15 protein-coding genes are annotated in these 17,278 nt (G+C 54.2%); 5 read left to right on the top strand and 10 right to left on the bottom strand.

Annotated elements, in window-relative coordinates:
* The first annotated feature begins 2 nt into the window (after positions 1-2).
* Complete coding sequence (locus tag RTP97_RS12885) at positions 3-887, top strand: diguanylate cyclase regulator RdcB family protein (RefSeq protein ID WP_312414188.1); 885 nt, start codon at positions 3-5, stop codon at positions 885-887.
* A gap of 44 nt (positions 888-931) precedes the next feature.
* Here RTP97_RS12885 and kdgT read toward each other — a convergent pair whose 3' ends face one another.
* Positions 932-1,933: a 2-keto-3-deoxygluconate transporter gene (gene kdgT / locus RTP97_RS12880; protein ID WP_312414186.1), complete on the bottom strand. Its 1,002-nt coding sequence runs from the start codon at positions 1,931-1,933 to the stop codon at positions 932-934.
* Positions 1,934-2,607: 674 nt separating this feature from the next.
* Between kdgT and proP the strand changes: the two genes are divergently transcribed.
* Positions 2,608-4,110, top strand: a complete 1,503-nt coding sequence (gene proP / locus RTP97_RS12875; RefSeq protein ID WP_312414183.1) for a glycine betaine/L-proline transporter ProP — start codon at positions 2,608-2,610, stop codon at positions 4,108-4,110.
* 53 nt (positions 4,111-4,163) lie between these two features.
* Here proP and RTP97_RS12870 read toward each other — a convergent pair whose 3' ends face one another.
* A complete protein-coding gene (locus tag RTP97_RS12870; protein WP_312414181.1) occupies positions 4,164-5,120 on the bottom strand; it encodes a nickel/cobalt transporter in 957 nt (318 codons plus the stop codon).
* 132 nt (positions 5,121-5,252) lie between these two features.
* On the bottom strand, positions 5,253-8,333 hold the full coding sequence (locus tag RTP97_RS12865) for an autotransporter domain-containing protein (protein WP_312414179.1): 3,081 nt from the start codon (positions 8,331-8,333) through the stop codon (positions 5,253-5,255).
* Between the two features lie 189 nt (positions 8,334-8,522).
* On the opposite strand from RTP97_RS12865, the gene RTP97_RS12860 reads away from it, so the two are divergent.
* Complete coding sequence (locus RTP97_RS12860; protein ID WP_312414177.1) at positions 8,523-9,386, top strand: alpha/beta hydrolase; 864 nt, start codon at positions 8,523-8,525, stop codon at positions 9,384-9,386.
* On the opposite strand, the gene RTP97_RS12855 is transcribed toward RTP97_RS12860, so the two are convergent.
* The 7 genes from RTP97_RS12855 to RTP97_RS12825 form a co-directional block, all read right to left on the bottom strand.
* Positions 9,365-11,041, bottom strand: coding sequence for a hypothetical protein (locus tag RTP97_RS12855; protein WP_312414175.1), 1,677 nt, complete (start codon positions 11,039-11,041; stop codon positions 9,365-9,367). The two genes, RTP97_RS12860 and RTP97_RS12855, sit on opposite strands and share 22 nt — an antisense overlap.
* Positions 11,038-11,778: a hypothetical protein gene (locus RTP97_RS12850; RefSeq protein WP_312414172.1), complete on the bottom strand. Its 741-nt coding sequence runs from the start codon at positions 11,776-11,778 to the stop codon at positions 11,038-11,040. Before RTP97_RS12850 ends, RTP97_RS12855 begins: the two co-directional genes overlap by 4 nt.
* A gap of 95 nt (positions 11,779-11,873) precedes the next feature.
* On the bottom strand, positions 11,874-12,221 hold the full coding sequence (locus tag RTP97_RS12845; RefSeq protein WP_312414170.1) for a hypothetical protein: 348 nt from the start codon (positions 12,219-12,221) through the stop codon (positions 11,874-11,876).
* 362 nt (positions 12,222-12,583) lie between these two features.
* On the bottom strand, positions 12,584-13,066 hold the full coding sequence (locus RTP97_RS12840) for a cold shock domain-containing protein (RefSeq protein ID WP_312414168.1): 483 nt from the start codon (positions 13,064-13,066) through the stop codon (positions 12,584-12,586).
* Positions 13,067-13,155: 89 nt separating this feature from the next.
* Positions 13,156-13,401: a DUF2543 family protein gene (locus RTP97_RS12835; protein ID WP_312414165.1), complete on the bottom strand. Its 246-nt coding sequence runs from the start codon at positions 13,399-13,401 to the stop codon at positions 13,156-13,158.
* Between the two features lie 102 nt (positions 13,402-13,503).
* Entirely contained in the window at positions 13,504-14,529 is a 1,026-nt protein-coding gene (locus RTP97_RS12830) for an LLM class flavin-dependent oxidoreductase (RefSeq protein ID WP_312414162.1), read from the bottom strand.
* 149 nt (positions 14,530-14,678) lie between these two features.
* Positions 14,679-15,305, bottom strand: a complete 627-nt coding sequence (locus RTP97_RS12825; RefSeq protein WP_312414159.1) for a ketopantoate reductase family protein — start codon at positions 15,303-15,305, stop codon at positions 14,679-14,681.
* 238 nt (positions 15,306-15,543) lie between these two features.
* Here RTP97_RS12825 and RTP97_RS12820 point away from each other — a divergent pair, with 238 nt between their 5' ends.
* Together RTP97_RS12820 and RTP97_RS12815 are read left to right on the top strand one after the other, a co-directional pair.
* Positions 15,544-16,224, top strand: a complete 681-nt coding sequence (locus RTP97_RS12820; RefSeq protein WP_312414157.1) for a type 1 glutamine amidotransferase domain-containing protein — start codon at positions 15,544-15,546, stop codon at positions 16,222-16,224.
* Positions 16,225-16,419: 195 nt separating this feature from the next.
* Positions 16,420-17,025, top strand: a complete 606-nt coding sequence (locus RTP97_RS12815; protein WP_312414155.1) for a TetR/AcrR family transcriptional regulator — start codon at positions 16,420-16,422, stop codon at positions 17,023-17,025.
* The last annotated feature ends 253 nt before the right edge of the window (positions 17,026-17,278 follow it).

Here is a 17,278-nt window from a genome sequence, read left to right as displayed (position 1 = left end):
CCATGAAAAATCGACTACTGGACGGACCCGGGAGCACGCTGGAGTGTATCCATCCGAAGTTTATCGTCGATCTGGTGCTGGGCATTGATGCTCCCCGCCAGGCCCAGATCGTGCCGCAGCAGCAGCTGTTACGCGATCGCCTGACGCAGGAGATCATGAACCAGACGCAGCTGCGCCCGTGGGCGATGGCCGGCGTCTTCAATGAGAGCGATGCACTGCGCCTGGGCCTGGCCGAGAAGCTGGCGAGCATGTTCGATCCGGGCCAGCTCGCGCTCTCGCGTATCACTCAGCGTCTGGCCGTACTGCAGCACAATGCCGAGCGCCGTCCTGCCGCGTCCGCCACCTTGCCTGAGCAGATTAGCGAGCTGCATAAGCACTTCAGCCAGCGCGCCGCCTGGAAAGAGAAAGCCTTAACCCAGCGTGGCCTGATGGTGCAGGCGGGCGTACACAGTGAACAGATCTTTACCCGCTGGCGTGCTGGCAAGTACAACGGTTGGTCCATGGCCGGGCGCTGCTATATCGCCCTTGAGGAGCTGCGCTGGGGCGCCTTCGGTGACGCCTGTCGCCTGACCAGTCCGGAGGCTTCTTCGCTGCTGAAAGATAATCTGCGAGTGATGGCGGCCGGTTTTCTCGCTCAGGGAATCAACGCCTCGCCCGCGACGCGCCACTTCTATCATCAGTGGCTCACGACCCCCACCACGCCGGGCCTGATGGATTATAAAGATATGCTGGGCTGGCTGGGGGACTGGTGCGATGCGGATCGCCACCCGATATGCTGGACTATTACGCAGAGCTGGCAAAACGTGGCGCTGGGCATGCCGAGACTCTGTTCGGCAACGCGGCTGGCAACGGCGATGGTAGATGAGATTTTTGGGGAGGGAGTGTGACCCCTCCCGGCTGGCAGGAGGGGCTGTAGTCAAAAAGAGGTATCTTAGTGGTGTAACGAGTCGGCTTCTACCGGCTTCTCTCGACTTGCCGCACTCTGCGGCTCGCCAAAGCGTCTTGCATAGAGTGCCGTAATAATCGGTACCAGAATCGCCGTCACAATCACGCTAGCTGCTACCAGCGCCGTCGCTGACGCCGCCACCGGTTCGAACGCCGGGTTGATCTGGGCAATGATGACCGGGTTAGCCACCGCCGCGCCTGCCGCTGATGAAGCCGCAACCCCCGCCGTACCGTTACCGCCGCCAATAAACTTGTCAGCCAGAATCAACGGGATACCGGTGATAACGATGACCGCGATGCCGAGGAAAATACCCAGCAGGCCGGTTTCCATAATCACTTTCAGGTTGATGGTGTTACCCAGCGCAAAACCGAAGAATGGGATCAGTACCGGCGTTGCCTTGCTGAAGAATGCCCGCAGGTCGTGGTCGAGGTTACCCAGCGCAAAGCCGATCAGGAAGGGCAGTACCGCTCCGACAAAGTGGTGTGGCTCAAACGAGGCCAGGCCAGCGGAGCCGAGGATGACCATGGTCATCAGCGGGCCGGACTCTAGCGACATCAGAACGAACGCGCCGGACTCCTCTTTGGTGCCGTACTGGTTCATCAGGCTGGCGTAGAGGCCGCCGTTAGTCATGTCCATTGCAGAGACAATCGCCAGCACGGAAATCCCGGCAAAGAATCCTGTCTGAATGCCCTGTTCCGGAATAAAGCTGGCGGCAATCATCGCCACAAGCCATGCGACGGCAATTTTGGTCAGCACCAGGGTGCCGGATTTGCGTAACACCGTACCGGTGGCGCGCAAATCAATCGATGCCCCAATACAGAAGAACCAGACGGCCAGGATCGGTACCGTCCCGGAAATCATGCCTTTGGTGAATGAACCGAAATAGGCACCGGTATCAGGCGCTAAGGTATTTAAAATCGCGCCGAGCAGCAGCGGGACCAGCATCATCCCACCGGGGATACGTTCAATTGTGGCCTTGATTTTCATTATGAACCCTCACTTCTCATCACGCTGCACGAGCGAGAAAATAATAGTTTTAATTTCAATTGGTTAAGGCATCCTGGCGTTGAGGCCTTCGATCTCATCATGCAAGTCGAACCAGGAGAAACGTGGCTGGCGTGACCCTCCGCGTAACGCCTGGCTCGTCAGAACTGCGGCTATGATGCGATCTTTGGAATATCGATTCAATGAAAATAAAACAGCGTTTTAGTTATCTTCGTCACATATTTCGCGTAAAGATTTCTAAAGCGTTGGCGAGGAAAAATGAGTGTAAACACCTTGTAAAAAATACAGTTTTAAAATCGCTAGCGATGAAATAATTAGCGGAGTTATTGATGAAAAACGTATGCGTAGCCTTATTTTATATTTATAGCCGCTGCTTTCCTGTTAACCTCGCTCCGATTTCGAACGCAGCGGAAATAGAGTAACCGCACACTTTGTGTGAAGTTGATCACATTTTTAAACCCTGTTAATGTTAATAGCTCGTTAACTGCCCAATCAGGCGTAAACAGGTTTAGTTGTACAGGCTTTAACCAGGATGAATATCTAAACCTGCTACTCTTGAAGAGGGATGCTACGGCATTCTGAACGTTTAGCATCACCATAGAGGCGTATGCCTTCCTGGCCAAGCGATTAAGGGCGCAAGTCAAAAGAGGATAAAGATGCTTAAAAGGAAAAAAGTTAAGCCTATTACACTGCGTGACGTCACCATTATTGATGATGGCAAGCTGCGTAAGGCTATTACCGCCGCATCGCTGGGTAATGCGATGGAGTGGTTTGATTTTGGTGTGTATGGCTTTGTGGCTTACGCGCTCGGTAAGGTTTTCTTCCCGGATGCAGACCCTAGCGTGCAGATGATTGCGGCTCTGGGTACGTTCTCGGTTCCCTTCCTTATTCGTCCGCTCGGCGGGCTGTTCTTCGGTATGCTGGGCGATAAGTATGGCCGCCAGAAGATCCTCGCCATCACCATTGTGATTATGTCGATCAGTACCTTCTGTATCGGTCTGATCCCCTCTTATGCCAGCATCGGTATCTGGGCACCTATCCTGCTGCTGATCTGTAAGATGGCACAGGGCTTCTCGGTGGGCGGTGAGTACACCGGTGCATCGATATTCGTTGCTGAATACTCTCCGGACCGCAAGCGCGGCTTTATGGGCAGCTGGCTCGACTTCGGCTCCATTGCCGGTTTTGTTCTCGGCGCAGGCGTGGTGGTTCTGCTCTCTACCGTCGTCGGCGAAGAGAACTTCCTCGACTGGGGCTGGCGTATTCCGTTCTTCCTGGCGCTGCCGCTGGGGCTGATTGGCCTCTACCTGCGTCACGCTCTGGAGGAGACACCTGCATTCCAGCAACATGTAGATAAGCTGGAGCAGGGCGATCGCGAAGGGCTACAGGATGGACCTAAGGTCTCGTTTAAAGAGATTGCGACCAAGCACTGGCGCAGCCTGCTGGCCTGTATCGGTCTGGTGATCTCCACCAACGTGACCTACTACATGCTGCTGACCTACATGCCGAGCTACCTGTCGCATAACCTGCACTACTCGGAAGATCACGGCGTGTTGATTATTATCGCCATCATGATCGGGATGCTGTTCGTCCAGCCGATTATGGGGCTGTTAAGCGACCGCTTTGGCCGTCGTCCGTTCGTTATCCTGGGCAGTACCGCGCTGTTCTTCCTGGCGATCCCGGCATTCATTATGATTAACAGCGACATCATCGGCCTGATTTTTGCCGGTCTGCTGATGCTGGCGGTGATCCTGAACTGCTTTACCGGGGTGATGGCGTCCACGCTGCCAGCGATGTTCCCGACGCATCTGCGCTTTAGCGCCCTGGCCAGCGCCTTCAACATCTCGATTCTGATTGCAGGTCTGACGCCGACCCTGGCGGCCTGGCTGGTAGAGAGCACGCAGAACCTGATGATGCCAGCCTACTACCTGATGGTGGTGGCAGTGATTGGTCTGATCACCGGTATCACGATGAAGGAGACAGCTAACCGTCCGCTGCGCGGCGCGACCCCTGCGGCATCGGATATGCAGGAAGCACGTGAGATCCTGCAGGAGCATCACGACAACATTGAGCAGAAAATCGAGGATATCGACGAGGAGATCGCGGAGCTGCAGAAGAAGCGTTCGCGCCTGGTCGATCAGCATCCGAAGATCAACGAGTAAGTTTCAATACTCAGCAAAAAGCGGGCCTCGGCCCGCTTTTTTATTGCATGGAGTCAGCAGCCCGCCGCGATGTAATCCCCGTTGGCACTCACTGGGATCACGGTTAAGAACAGCACGGTAGCAAACAGAATTAACGCCACGCCGCCAGCCACTTTTAAGCCAGGAACCACCCACGCCAGACGTTGCGCCTCGCTGCCAAACAGCGCTGCCGTGCGTCTGCGGGCATAGCGCACCGCCAGCGAGAGGCCCATAATCGACAGCGCCGTACCCAGTGACATGGTCATGACGGCGGCGATCCCCCAGCTGACAATCCCCAGCGCGTTGGAGAAGAGCAGGATCATAATCGCCCCGCTGCACGGGCGCGCGCCGATCGCCAGAATCACCCCTAGCCGCGTCTTCCAGTCGCCTTGCGTCGCTGCGCCTACGCCATGATGACCGCATCCGCAGTCCGGCGCGTGCTGATGCCCGACCGGCGTCAGGGAGGCGATACGTAGCCTGCGTGGTCTGAAGCTCTTTAGCGCTCGGTAGATGACGTAGGCGCCGAAGCCGCCAATCATCAGAGCGCTAATCTTCTCAACGTACCAGCGGCTTTCGCTCAGGTCGCCCGCCGCCAGGTTAAAGCCAACTGCCAGAATAAAGACGAACAGGATGGCGCTGACGCCCTGCATCAGGCTGCCCAGAAATGGCACCACGCGGGTGGCCAGCTGGCTCTCCTGGTTGGTGCTGAGATAGGTGGCGACGATAAACTTGCCATGGCCCGGCCCGATAGCGTGCAGCACACCGTAGAGAAACGCGCCGGTCAGCAGCCAGAGGCCGCCGCTGTACTGGTGGTTATTAAGCTGCAACAGGTACATCACCAGATAGCGGTGCAGGGTGATCTGCGCGCTCAGGCACCACTGAATAAACGCCCCCCAGTGGCTGTGCAGGGTGAAGAGGGCAAAGAGCGCGATGAGCAGGAGCATCACCGCGCCGGGAGTACGCCAGTGTCGGGTAAGCAGTTGCGTAGTCATAGGCCGCCAGTCGGGTGAAGAGTTGCCGAATTATAGTGCATGGTGCGGCATTTTAGAGCGTCTGGCTACAGGTGCGGTCAGGCACAAAGCAAAAACCCGCCACGAGAGCGGGTTCTTAAACATCAGCCAGGCTTAGAACGTCTTGCGTAAACGCAGGCTGAAGGTGTGCGCCTGATAGCGGTCACCCGCCTGCAGATCGTAGCGTGCGTCGAAGCTCAGCTCATTCGCATCATACAGCGTGCTGCCGATGGCCAGGCCTGCCATATCTTCCACTGGCGATGCGCCTTTGGTGATAAAGCTGGTTTCACCAATGGTATCGGCGGCGTAGGAGGCGCGGCTGCTAACCTGACGGTCATCGTACTGATGGATCCAGGAGACCTGAGCAAACGGCGTCAGGTTGCCCAGACCCGTTGCGAAGGTTTTCTCAATCCGCGCGCCAATATCACTTACTACAGACTGCGAATGAAGGCTGCTGACATCCAGCGCCATGCCGTTGCCGCCGGTCTCTTTGTAGCCATCAACGTGCTGATAACCATACGTCAGGCTGGCAAGCGGGGTCAGAACCATATCGGCTGGCAGCGTTAGCGGGTAGCCAAACTCTGTTTGCAGCGTGATAGATTGCCCGTTGAACTTGCCATTAGCCGCGCCGGAGAAGCCAGTGAAGTCAGCCCGACGAACGGAGCTGTAGTTCTGGCGGTTAACGCCAGCGGAGAGGTTCAGATACCACGGTTCACCGGTGTAGCCTGCATAACCAATCACGCCGTAGTTGTCAGCGGTAGAGGTGTTGCCGGACAGATTGTCTTTACCGTGTACCGAGGTGTTGCTGTAGTTCACCGCCGCACCCAGACGCCAGTCGTCACCCAGCGCACGGTCAGCACCGAGGATCAGACCGCCAAATTTAGCAGAGTAACCGCTAACGTCATCGGTGCTCTCCTGGCGGGCGTAACCGCCAAACGGTTGGCCCCAGACGATCCAGTTGCTGGCGTAATCGTCACCGGTGGCAACGCCGCTGTTACCGGAGGCGGATGGGTTACGTACTGCATCAATGTGGGCACCGACCACCGCCTGCGCGGTAGAGGTCGCTACGGTCGTTGCGGAGCTGGCATTGATGTTCTGACCTGGCGACAGGCGCTCGCCTACGCGGTTAGCTTCCTGAGTGCCTTCAATGGCCAGCGAGGCGTTGTAAAGCTCCAGCAGTGCCGGAGAAGAGATACCTGAGTAGTTACCCAAACCGCCCAGTGCCGCAGTGGCGCTCTGAATGGTCGCCGGGCCATGCCTGGTCGGCTGCGTAGGCGCAGCTAGCTCAGATGGCGTTGGCTCTGCCACAACCGGCGGGATAACTACCGGAGGGATAACTTCCGGCTCGGTCACTACCGGCGGCGTGATTTCCGGCTCAGTGACTACCGGCGGCGTGACCACTGGCGGAGTGACTTCCGGCTCAGTGACTACCGGCGGCGTGACCACGGGTGGAGTAACTTCCGGCTCTGTGACTACCGGCGGCGTAACCACAGGCGGAGTGACTTCCGGCTCTTCTACCACTGGCGGAGTGACGACAGGCTCTGCGCCAACGGTTAATACCAGCGCCTTGCTGGCACCATCCTCATAGACCGAACCGGTTACCACACCGTCATAGCCGATCGCCTGGTAGCTCAGCTTATCCGCGTTGTAGTTAGTTTCTGCACCGGCAGCATTGATCACCACATAGCGCTGACCTTCAGCAAAACTGTAGGTGCTGCCGGTACGCAGTAGCTTAACGCTGGAGTTGGCATCGATAGTAGCATTGCCCGTCACGTTCAGACGGCCATAACCCGTATCAGCAGTAATCTCATTGCCTAACGTGTCGAGATCGGCGATACCGGAGATCAACGTAGCGGCGGCATTCTGATGGTAGTTACCGGAGATGGTGATATTGTTGTTCACCTGCAACGAGGCTTCGCGGTTGAGCACGGTGTCGGCTGTGTAGATATGATCGTTTAGCAGCAGTGAGCCTGTGCCAAACACGATGCCCGAACCATAATTGCTGATATTGCCGACGCCATTGAGACCGGTTAAGGTGCCCTGCGTTGTCGTTCCGCCGTTAATCGTCAATGGCTTAGTGCCGCTGAAGTAAATATCGCCCTTGATTACCCCGGCATTGTTCAGCGTAACGTCAGCGCTGCTTGCATTATCCCAGCTATCCATAGCAAAGGCGAAACGATCCCCGCTCAACGTCCCGTTATTAACGATATCAATTTGCGAGAGCTGGTTATTGTAGCTGGAGAGATAAAGGCCAATATCACCGCTAGCGATATCGCCGTTGTTAACGATCTTGCTGACGCCGTTATTCTGGTTGCTATTAAAGCTTTCAAAATAGACGCCATACTCTTTTGAGGTGATTTCACCATTATTTTCAATGGCATCTATAGTGCCACTGTTAAGTATGCCGAAGGTGTTACCGCTGATTTTATTATCATTGATGAGGGTATTGATCGTTCCATAGTTGAAGATACCCGCACCGTAATAATTTTCCGTATTTCCTGTCTGGATCGTCCCAGTGTTATGCAGCGTGCCGATGGTGCCCTGATTATAGATTGCCCCATTTTGTCCGTAGTACATACCACTGTTATTGGTGGCTGAGGAGATCACGCCCGCGTTGGTCAGGGTATCAATGGTGCCTTGGTTATTGATGCCGCGATAGCCAGTGATCGTACCGTCCACGGTATTGGTCAGCGTAGTGATATGCCCTTCGTTATCCACTGCGCCTGTATTATCATAACCATAGTTATAATTATCCGGCGAACTTTGGATAGTGCCGCTGTTGGTGAATGCGTCCATAACGCCTGATTGGCCTACCGCGACAATGCTGCCGTAGTGATTCGGATTTACGCTTTTAATAGTTCCAGTATTACTGAATTCACCTACTGTCCCATTGATCTGAACAATATTGCTGTCTGGAAAGTAGAAATCATCGACGAAATCATTAATAACGCCATCGTTGGTCAGGGTAGTAACCGTAACGTCCTGATTCACGGTTAACGCCGTAGTTGGCGCACCGGTAAGCGTACCCGTGTCGGTGATGTGAACCAGATTAGCAGAGTGATCGATCTGAAGATTATTCGATGGCGTGTCGATAATGACATCAGAGGTTGCGAAAGCGTGAGTCGTCAGCACGCCTTGTGCCGCCGTTGAAGCTACCAGCAGAGAGATCAGCTGGCTAAGACGTTTCTTTTTCATGTTTGCCACTGCAATGTTGCGATAGTTGTTAAAAAACAGACGAGAGCCACTTCGGATTAATCCGATACCATTTGTGCGGAGAATATACATTTCGTTGCAAAAAACAATAAGGTTTGCTTAATTATTTCTTTATGAAATAAATTCACGATGCTTGTGGGTATTGCGGTTTGGGTTAGGGAATGTCAGGGGATGAACAAAAAACGCCACGGCTTAGCGGTAGCTGCATTGATTAATTTATCTTTTTTATTAGCCGGGTGCGTGTCTAGCGATCCGCGGATAGGGGCAAATGAAATAGCAGCACGGGCAAGCCTGCTCAGAGAAAATTTACACACCAAACCCTTTTTAATTGCCACGTGGAGTCGGATTGCACCCCCGGTTAACACCTTACGCGTCTACATTGAGGGAGATGGTTTTGCGTGGAAGAGCCGTACGCAGGCATCAGACGATCCAACCCCGCATAATCCAACGGGGCTGATGCTGGCCGCCGCTGATAGCAGTGAAAACGTGCTCTATCTCGGCCGGCCCTGCCAGTTCATTGGGCCGCCTTTACCAGCCGACTGCAACGTAAACTGGTGGACGAGCGATCGTTTTTCACCTGCTGTTATTGACGCGATGGATGATGCGCTCAGCCAGGTTGTGCAGCGCTATCCAGGCGTACAGCTTGAGCTAATAGGGTATTCTGGTGGGGGCAATGTTGCCGCTTTGCTGGCGGCCCGCCGTAATGATGTACGCTCGCTGCGTACCGTTGCAGGCAATCTCGACGTGGCATATGTAAATGCGCTGCATCACGTCACAGCAATGCCTGACGCGGTCAGCGCTATCGACAGGGCCTCCGTGCTATCTACGCTGCCGCAGATCCATTTCAGCGGGGGAGCAGATAAAACTGTTCCACCCGCCGTTGCCCTGCGTTTTCAGCGGGCCGTGGGGGGACGCTGCGTTCAGGTTGATGTTGTCAGCGGCATGGAACATGGATCGAACTGGGCGGCAATCTGGCCCCAGCTACTGACGAAGGCATTGGCTCCGGCAGGGGATCACTCCTCATGCGTGCTATAGCCGAAATCGAATCCGCCCAGCACGGTTTCCCGCAGATATTGATTCATTGGATAGCTGTAGCTCTGCCCTATGCTGACTGTGTGAACAATGCGTAATAACGACTCGCCGCGCAGAAAGAGAGGCTCATCGGTAATCGTAATTTCAGCCCCTTGCAGCGCGTCTTTTAAATTCTGATAGGCCGGTGAGACGGTGATGCTGTTATTCATACAGCTAAACATCACCAGCAAGGCTGAAATTAACGCCACCGGGAAAACCAGCGGATGGCGATTAATCAGGCGCACGGGACGCGAAGATTTTCTACGTAACATCGTGGCCGTCAGGGGGACGAGCACTAAATAGAGCAGCTTTGCCAGATGGGTAAGCGCGCCAGCCAGCGAGAAGATCAATGCTACAGGCGGCACGATCACCGCGCGTGCGGCATCTTCTCCCTGCTTTTCATTCTCCCCGCCAATGCTGTAGCTGCGTAACGACGCTTGCAGCTTGGGTAGCTGCTGTTTCACCGCCTCATTAAGATGGGCTGTCTGAAGCTCAAGGGCAAACAGCTTCAGCCCATCGCTTAAGGGATACTCCTCACGCACAAGCGTACCTGTCGGCAACAGCAATTTTTCGCGGAGGGATTTTTGTACGACGTCCTGGCGGAAAAAGACGCCCCAGTCGAGTCGTTTGGGGATCGTCACGCCGTTGAAGACAACGGTTCGCTGGGCGAGATAACGCTGTCTGACCGTTTTCGCGACGGCCGCATCAAAACCCGCACGATCGGACGGGGACCAGTTATTGGCAACAGGGACGCCCTGGCTGCGAACGTTATTCCGGACGCTGGCATAGTAGCGTCGGGGGACATTCCAGCTTCTCAACCCCTTAGCGCGCAGGGAACGTTCATAGCGTTGCCAGGATCTCTCCTGTTCGCGCTGGGTCGCCTGGCTGAGATCCATCTCATCGTTATAGTAGGCAACGTACTGTTTATGGACCGCTTCCCGCGCCAGGAGCCAGGTTTTGTAAAAGCCAAGCACGCCGCCCTCTCTGGCGCTGATGCTGTCGCGCAAGTTCTGTTCCGCACCGCTTTTCAGCAGGGCATGATAGCGGTCAACGGAGCTGAGCAGGATTGGCAGCATGGCCAGAAAGGCCTTTCCGGATGGACTGGTCCAGGTCTGAATCTGGCCTCCTTGACTATCGAGCGGAATGCCCTCCAGCGTCTGGTGTCCATCAATCAGGGATTGCTGGTAGAGCTGCGCCAGGAGCGACATCTGACGAAATTCACCCGTGCTGTTAGAGACCTGGCGTTCAATAAACCACTCTACGGCATGCCACGTTACTGCGCCGGTGAGCAGACAGAGGCAAAGCACCGCCCCTACGTTTGCTTTAGGTGAGAAGGCAATGCTTTTCTTCTTCAGCCTGGCGATGCCCACGAGGGCAAACTGTAACACCAGCAGCGCCGCGGCGATGGCGGTTAATGTTCTGCCATACCGCTCCATATTATGGACTTCTTCAGCCGTTGAAATGCTGCCTACCAGATCCAGCAGACGAGAGTTAAACGCCAGCTCACAAATGAGATAGGTCAGGGTAATACCCAGCACCATCCAGTTTTGCCACGCGGGAAGAGGGGAGCGTTTGATCCCGTCTTGCGTCTCTCTATCTCCCAGCGTCTGCTCCGTCATGATTTAAGCTCCAGACTTGTCTGGCGGGTCTTTGTCGGCTGGTAAATTTCAGTAGGTAGGGAGTTGTCCAGCTCGGGTTGCGCGACCCTGGGCGGCAACGGCTCTGCCGCTTTTACCGGCGTGCGTTTGGCCGGTTTAGCCGTTGACTGCGATTTGGCCTTGCGGGACGCTCGGGTTTTATTAGCGCCAGTATTCTGAACGGTTTTTTCTTGCTGGACTGGTAGCCGGCGATGGTAAACTTCACCATGCTGCCAGTTGAACTGTTCAATACGGTTGTCGATCCTAAAGTTCAGCTGAAGCTTGTCTGCACTCGCCACCACATCCGGCCCGATATCGCAGATGCCGGTAAAGGCCCACTCCTGGGAGCGCGTACTCTGGAGGTCAACCAGACGATACTGTGCCGGGCAGGAGGGGGTAGCCACTTTCAGCAACAGCAGCGTATGCCCTTCAATATGGTATTGATTGATGATCCTTACCCAGCTAACGCCTTCCAGCGGACGCTCAATCATCAGGTTGCTCCACTTCAGGCTATAGCGGCCATTCAGCTCCCTGAGCGCACCTGTCGATCCATCAGCCAGCGTAAACTGACCTACTTCGTTCCCCAGCACGCTTGCCAGATCGGGGTTAAAAAGTATCTTACCGTTTTTATCGTAACGGACAGAGCAACCATTTAACGCCAGCGCGAACGACAGAACCACTAGCGTTCGTAGGATGATGTTGTGAGGGGACACGCGCATCGCTTAATTCCAAATATGTTCGTGGGGTTTATCAATGCAAAAAAGTTATCAATGATGACATTGATAACTTTTTAAAGAGGGTGCTCGTAATAGCGTTATGCTTTCGGCAGTTTGCCTTCGCCAAGACGTGTCATACCTTTAATAATTTTGATTAACGACCAGATAAACCAGACGATACCAATAATCATCCCGATGACAAATACCCATGTCAGCGCTGCGACAATCATGACGATAAAGCTGATCCAGAACAGTTTAATCAGGTAGTTAAAGTGCTCTTTTTCAAAAGGATTAGCGCTGGAGCGATTAACATAGGCCATGATTACGCCAACGAGCGCCGCTAACCCGCCGGTGAAGTAGCTGACGATAAACAGAATATAAATAATTCTGATGGTTGTGACTTTTGAATTTTCGGCGATCGCTGGGTTTTGCAGCTGTTCAGACATAGAATATACTCATGATTTTAGTTAAGGTGTAAAAATTGCTGGTGTATTACTGCCTTGCAATAGCTGGAGAACGCTACTGCTTATTCTGGCTAGAAATAAAAGAAAAATTATTACAAATGAGAATTTGCAGGGAATTTAACATTTTTACATCATTCGTCAATATCTATTTTTTGTCGTTTTCTGTAGGGCTTATGCTTTTAATAAGACTCACAGGGAATACAACTACCATATATGGTGATAAAATTTAGGGGCAGGGAAATAGTGCAGGGGAAGGGTACTTGTCATATTGATGAAATGCGCGGTTGCCGAAATGCTGCTTGCCTGGGGCGCAACATTCCGGCACAGCGTTAGTCCGGTTATTTTTAGACCTTAAGCATTTTCACCGTCGCATCAATATCTATCTCATCTTCCGAGAAGATAAGCGTGGTGCCCTGAAAGGTGGTGATCGCCAGCTTTTTCAGCGAACGCATTTCACCCGGCTTGATGTCTGACTTCGGTCGGATGCTGTTCATCAGGATACCCACCGACAGCACCGGATTCTCTTTATCGATACGGGTATCGGCGGGGACTTCTTCGCTGTAAACCACATAAGACTTGATCGAGGTGAGCTTAAGACGCTCGCCCGCGATGTAGATGTATTTGCTTTCCGGGGCAACCTTTACAGCATAGGCTGACAAGCCCTTGTTATTGGTGGTGGGTTCAAACGTCACCGCCGCATCTTTCTTGATCAGCTCAGGGTTGGCGACCTTAATCACATGAAAATAACGGTTATCCCCGTTCTCATCTTTGATAAATCCGAAGCCTTTATCTTTAAACCACGTTGTGATCGTTCCGTTCATCGCCATTACCGCCTGATTAATCGTTTATCTACTCAATTTTTGCAGCGCGCAGTGTAAAGCACAATGCCTGCGCAGACTACGTCTTTGAACAGATGCTACTCATTGCCCCATCGATTCAGAAACTCTGCGATCTCATCGATACGCTCTGGGTCGATGCTCGACTCAAGGGCCATCTCGCGCTGCGCCTCTTCGCTAATCTCTTCGTTATTCATTAAGCGGGTGATCAGCAGCTCAAAATAGCGCGCCAGGGCATCACGCTCGGATGCGTCTACGGGTTTGGCGGCTTCCGTCGCATACTCATCCGCAATGTCATAATATTTCAGGGGTGTTTCATTACTCATAAGGCGTCTCCAGAACTTAGGCCTGCATCAGTTGCTCTATAAACTATAACGCCTCGCATGCTGTAAAGCACGCGAGGCGTTTTGCACTGCCAGCTGATGGGTTTAGTCGCGCCAGCCCATCGCCGGAGCCACGTGCTTCAGAATGGACTCGATAACATGCGCATTGTAGTCCACGCCCAGCTGGTTCGGCACGGTCAGCAGCAGGGTATCCGCTTCGGCGATCGCTTCGTCCTGCTTCAGCTGCTCGATCAGTTTGTCAGGCTCTGCGGCATAGCTGCGCCCGAAGATCGCCCGCGTTTTCTCATCGAGGAAACCGATGCTGTCGCTTTCGTTACGGCTTGAACCGAAATACATCCGGTCGCGCTGGTCCATCAGGGCAAAGATGCTGCGGCTAACCGAGACGCGTGGCGTACGGGTATGGCCTGCTTCGGCCCAGGCTTCACGATAGGCACGGATCTGTTTTGCCTGCTGAATATGGAACGGCTCGCCTGTTTCATCATCCTTCAGCGTCGAGCTTTGCAGGTTCATGCCCAGTTTGGCAGCCCATACCGCCGTGGCATTCGAACCGGCACCCCACCAGATACGATCCCGCAGGCCTTCGGCGTGCGGCTCAAGGCGCAGCAGGCCCGGCGGGTTCGGGAACATCGGCTGTGGATTCGGTTTGGCAAAGCCTTCGCCACGCAGCACGTCCAGCAGCACCTCGGTGTGGCGGCGCGCCATATCCGACTCGTTTTCCCCTTCGGAGGGAGCGTAACCAAAGTAGCGCCAGCCATCGATCACCTGCTCCGGAGAGCCACGGCTGATGCCCAGCTGCAAACGACCGCCGGAGATCAGATCCGCCGCGCCGGCATCTTCTGCCATATACATCGGGTTCTCATAGCGCATGTCGATCACGCCGGTACCGATTTCGATACTTTTGGTTTTCGCGCCTATGGCGGCCAGCAGAGGGAAGGGGGCGGCGAGCTGGCGGGCAAAGTGGTGCACCCTGAAATAGGCGCCATCCGCGCCCAGCTCTTCAGCGGCAACGGCCAGATCGATGGATTGCAGCAGCGCATCAGCGGCCGAACGGGTTCCAGACTGCGGCGACGGCGTCCAGTGACCAAATGACAAAAATCCGATCTTTTTCATGGCGTTTATCCTGACTTCAGAGAAATAGACGGCAGGCCGAAACCTGCTTTTGATACGCCTACTCTACGCGTTACATAGTGAGAATAAATGCCATTTGTTTAACGGAATTGGTCAAATAAATTGATGGAACGCAGGGAAGGGTAACGATCTTAACCTGGGCCCTCGCTTCCGGCTGCCAGTAGCGGGACCAGCACATCGCTGATGGGCGTAGGGACGCCGTGTGACTGACCATAACGCTGTATTACGCCGTTGCGAATATCCCACTCCAGGGGACGGTTAGCCTGGCGGTCGGCGAGAATGGAGGTACCCAGATCCGCAGGAGCACGATGAAAACCGTCAACGATCTCCTGAGGTACGCTGTCGCTCAGCCAGACAGAGGCGTCAGACTCTCGCTGCGCGGGAAACCACACTATTGACGGCAGCACCCTGGCACCGTTAACCAAAGGGGCAAGCTGGGTTTGCTGCTCCACGCCGTTTTGCAGGGCGCACACGATGGTATTTTCATCGCACAGCGTTGCCAGCCAGCTCGCACAGTCAGCGACCTGCGTCACTTTTACTGCGACAAAGACGACATCGAACGGATGAGAAATCGCCGCCGGATCGCTCAGTACCGGGCCGGGCACCACAATTTCGCCCTCTTCATGGCGCAGCGTTAACTGCAGGTGGGCGGTGCGCCCGCAAAGAAGCGGCGTACGGCCAACTTCATGCAGCGCGGCTGCGATAGTCGTACCGATTGCACCGGGACCGATAAGCGCAATCTTTGGAAGATCGGACATCTCGTGTTCTCCTGATGTGGTTAGCCAATAAACGATTTTTATTTTACTGTGAAAATTCTATAGACGACCGGTCGAATAGTTGTTAGCTTAGGTTCAGGGGCCAGTTTTCCCTAAAAACATAACGACATTACAAGCAAGGGTAAATGCATCTATCCTTTATCGACAGGTCTGATATGACGTCATTTTTATATACGACCGGTCTAATATAGATAGTTAATCGATCAAGCGGAGAATGACAATGAAAGTATTAATGGTACTGACCTCTCACGACACACTGGGCAACACCGGTCGTAAAACCGGTTTCTGGCTGGAAGAGCTGGCCGCGCCTTATTACGCCTTTAAAGACGCTGGCGCGGAAATCGTACTGGCCTCGCCGAAAGGCGGTAACCCGCCGCTGGATCCGAAAAGCAATGAGCCGGATTTCCAAACTGAATTTACGCATCGCTTTGAAGCTGATGCTGACGCCATGGCTCAGCTGGCAAATACTGTCCGTCTGGACAGCGTGTCGCAGGCGGATTTTGACACCGTATTCTATCCGGGCGGGCACGGTCCGCTGTGGGATCTGGCGGAAGATAAGCACTCCATTGCGCTGATCGAATCCTTCTTCGCTGCCGGCAAGAAGGTAGCGTTTGTCTGCCACGCTCCGGGCGTACTGCGCCACGTTAAAACGCCGGAAGGCAGACCGCTGGTCGAGGGACGCAAGGTCACCGGCTTCACGAACACGGAAGAGGAGGCGGTAGGCCTGACCCACGTGGTGCCGTTCCTGGTTGAGGACGAACTGATTGCGAAAGGGGGGATCTATTCCAAAGGCGCAGACTGGGACTCCTATGTGGTGACTGACGGCCTGTTGATCACCGGTCAGAACCCGACCTCATCGGCGGCAACCGCTGAGCAGCTGTTGAAACGGCTGGCCGTATAGCATATGTCCGGATGTCTGAGGTGGAGTGGCTGACTGACACCTCAGCTTCCGGGGCAGGATGGGAACCAACCTGATTGATAAAACAGGGGGGGTAGATAAACTATCGAAGGATGGTTACGACTCTCGGCTGAGAACAGAAAAATAAACTGGATTCGCTTTATAGACGACTGGTCTAATCATTGATAGATTGACGGTATGAAAACTGCAACGCAACAACATACCCAGCAGGTCCGCGAACATATTCTTGCAACTGGACAACGTATTATGGCTGGCAAGGGCTTTTCGGCTGTCGGTTTAAAAGAAATTTTGGACGAGTCAGATGTTCCCAAGGGTTCCTTTTATTACTATTTCTCGTCCAAAGAAGATTTCGGCGTAGCCATGCTGGAGCATTACTTTGACGATTACCTGGCCGATCTTGACGAGACACTTGCGGAGCCGGGCATTAGCTACGCGCAAAGGTTGATGAATTACTGGCAGAAATGGCGCGACACACAGTCGTTTTCTGATTGTCAGGGCAAATGCCTCGCCGTGAAGCTGGGCGCGGAAGTGGCCGATTTATCGGATAAAATGCGTTTGGCACTGATGCACGGTACGGCGGGTATCATTTCCCGGCTGGCGGACGCGCTGGAAGCGGGCGTAGCGGAAGGGTCGTTAACGCTTGAGGATGAACCTGAAAAGGTGGCCGAAAGCCTGTACCAGCTTTGGGTTGGCGCAAGCGTCATGGTGAAAATTGTACGCACCGTCACGCCATTTGATTCAGCGCTAAAAATGACGCGTCAGATTTTACATCTCTCCCCTTAGGACGTCCGCTCTCCAGAAAGCAAAAAACCCGCCATAGGCGGGTTCTTCTAAATAGTGGTGCCGGACTCGGACAAAAACGCCGGGAGCGTTTTTGAACAGCGCCTGCGCTGGCCCGCAGGGCGAGTCGCAGGGATGCGACGAGTCATCGAACAAAGTTCGATGGAGAGTCCGGCTCGCCAAAAGCAAAAAACCCGCCTTTTGGGCGGGTTCTTCTGAATAGTGGTGCCCGGACTCGGAATCGAACCAAGGACAC

It is taken from the genome of Pseudescherichia sp. (genome assembly GCF_031998825.1).
In the GTDB taxonomy this organism is placed as follows: Bacteria; Pseudomonadota; Gammaproteobacteria; order Enterobacterales; family Enterobacteriaceae; genus Pseudescherichia.
The sequence above is the reverse complement of the archived record's forward strand: the minus strand, read 5'-3'. Positions and strand labels throughout refer to the sequence as shown.

Bases quoted from the DNA above. Each gene is read 5' to 3' on its own strand.
- RTP97_RS12885 (WP_312414188.1), top strand. From the start codon at position 3: ATGAAAAATCGACTACTGGACGGACCCGGGAGCACGCTGGAGTGTATC.
- kdgT (WP_312414186.1), bottom strand. From the start codon at position 1,933: ATGAAAATCAAGGCCACAATTGAACGTATCCCCGGTGGGATGATGCTG.
- proP (WP_312414183.1), top strand. From the start codon at position 2,608: ATGCTTAAAAGGAAAAAAGTTAAGCCTATTACACTGCGTGACGTCACC.
- RTP97_RS12870 (WP_312414181.1), bottom strand. From the start codon at position 5,120: ATGACTACGCAACTGCTTACCCGACACTGGCGTACTCCCGGCGCGGTG.
- RTP97_RS12865 (WP_312414179.1), bottom strand. From the start codon at position 8,333: ATGAAAAAGAAACGTCTTAGCCAGCTGATCTCTCTGCTGGTAGCTTCA.
- RTP97_RS12860 (WP_312414177.1), top strand. From the start codon at position 8,523: ATGAACAAAAAACGCCACGGCTTAGCGGTAGCTGCATTGATTAATTTA.
- RTP97_RS12855 (WP_312414175.1), bottom strand. From the start codon at position 11,041: ATGACGGAGCAGACGCTGGGAGATAGAGAGACGCAAGACGGGATCAAA.
- RTP97_RS12850 (WP_312414172.1), bottom strand. From the start codon at position 11,778: ATGCGCGTGTCCCCTCACAACATCATCCTACGAACGCTAGTGGTTCTG.
- RTP97_RS12845 (WP_312414170.1), bottom strand. From the start codon at position 12,221: ATGTCTGAACAGCTGCAAAACCCAGCGATCGCCGAAAATTCAAAAGTC.
- RTP97_RS12840 (WP_312414168.1), bottom strand. From the start codon at position 13,066: ATGGCGATGAACGGAACGATCACAACGTGGTTTAAAGATAAAGGCTTC.
- RTP97_RS12835 (WP_312414165.1), bottom strand. From the start codon at position 13,401: ATGAGTAATGAAACACCCCTGAAATATTATGACATTGCGGATGAGTAT.
- RTP97_RS12830 (WP_312414162.1), bottom strand. From the start codon at position 14,529: ATGAAAAAGATCGGATTTTTGTCATTTGGTCACTGGACGCCGTCGCCG.
- RTP97_RS12825 (WP_312414159.1), bottom strand. From the start codon at position 15,305: ATGTCCGATCTTCCAAAGATTGCGCTTATCGGTCCCGGTGCAATCGGT.
- RTP97_RS12820 (WP_312414157.1), top strand. From the start codon at position 15,544: ATGAAAGTATTAATGGTACTGACCTCTCACGACACACTGGGCAACACC.
- RTP97_RS12815 (WP_312414155.1), top strand. From the start codon at position 16,420: ATGAAAACTGCAACGCAACAACATACCCAGCAGGTCCGCGAACATATT.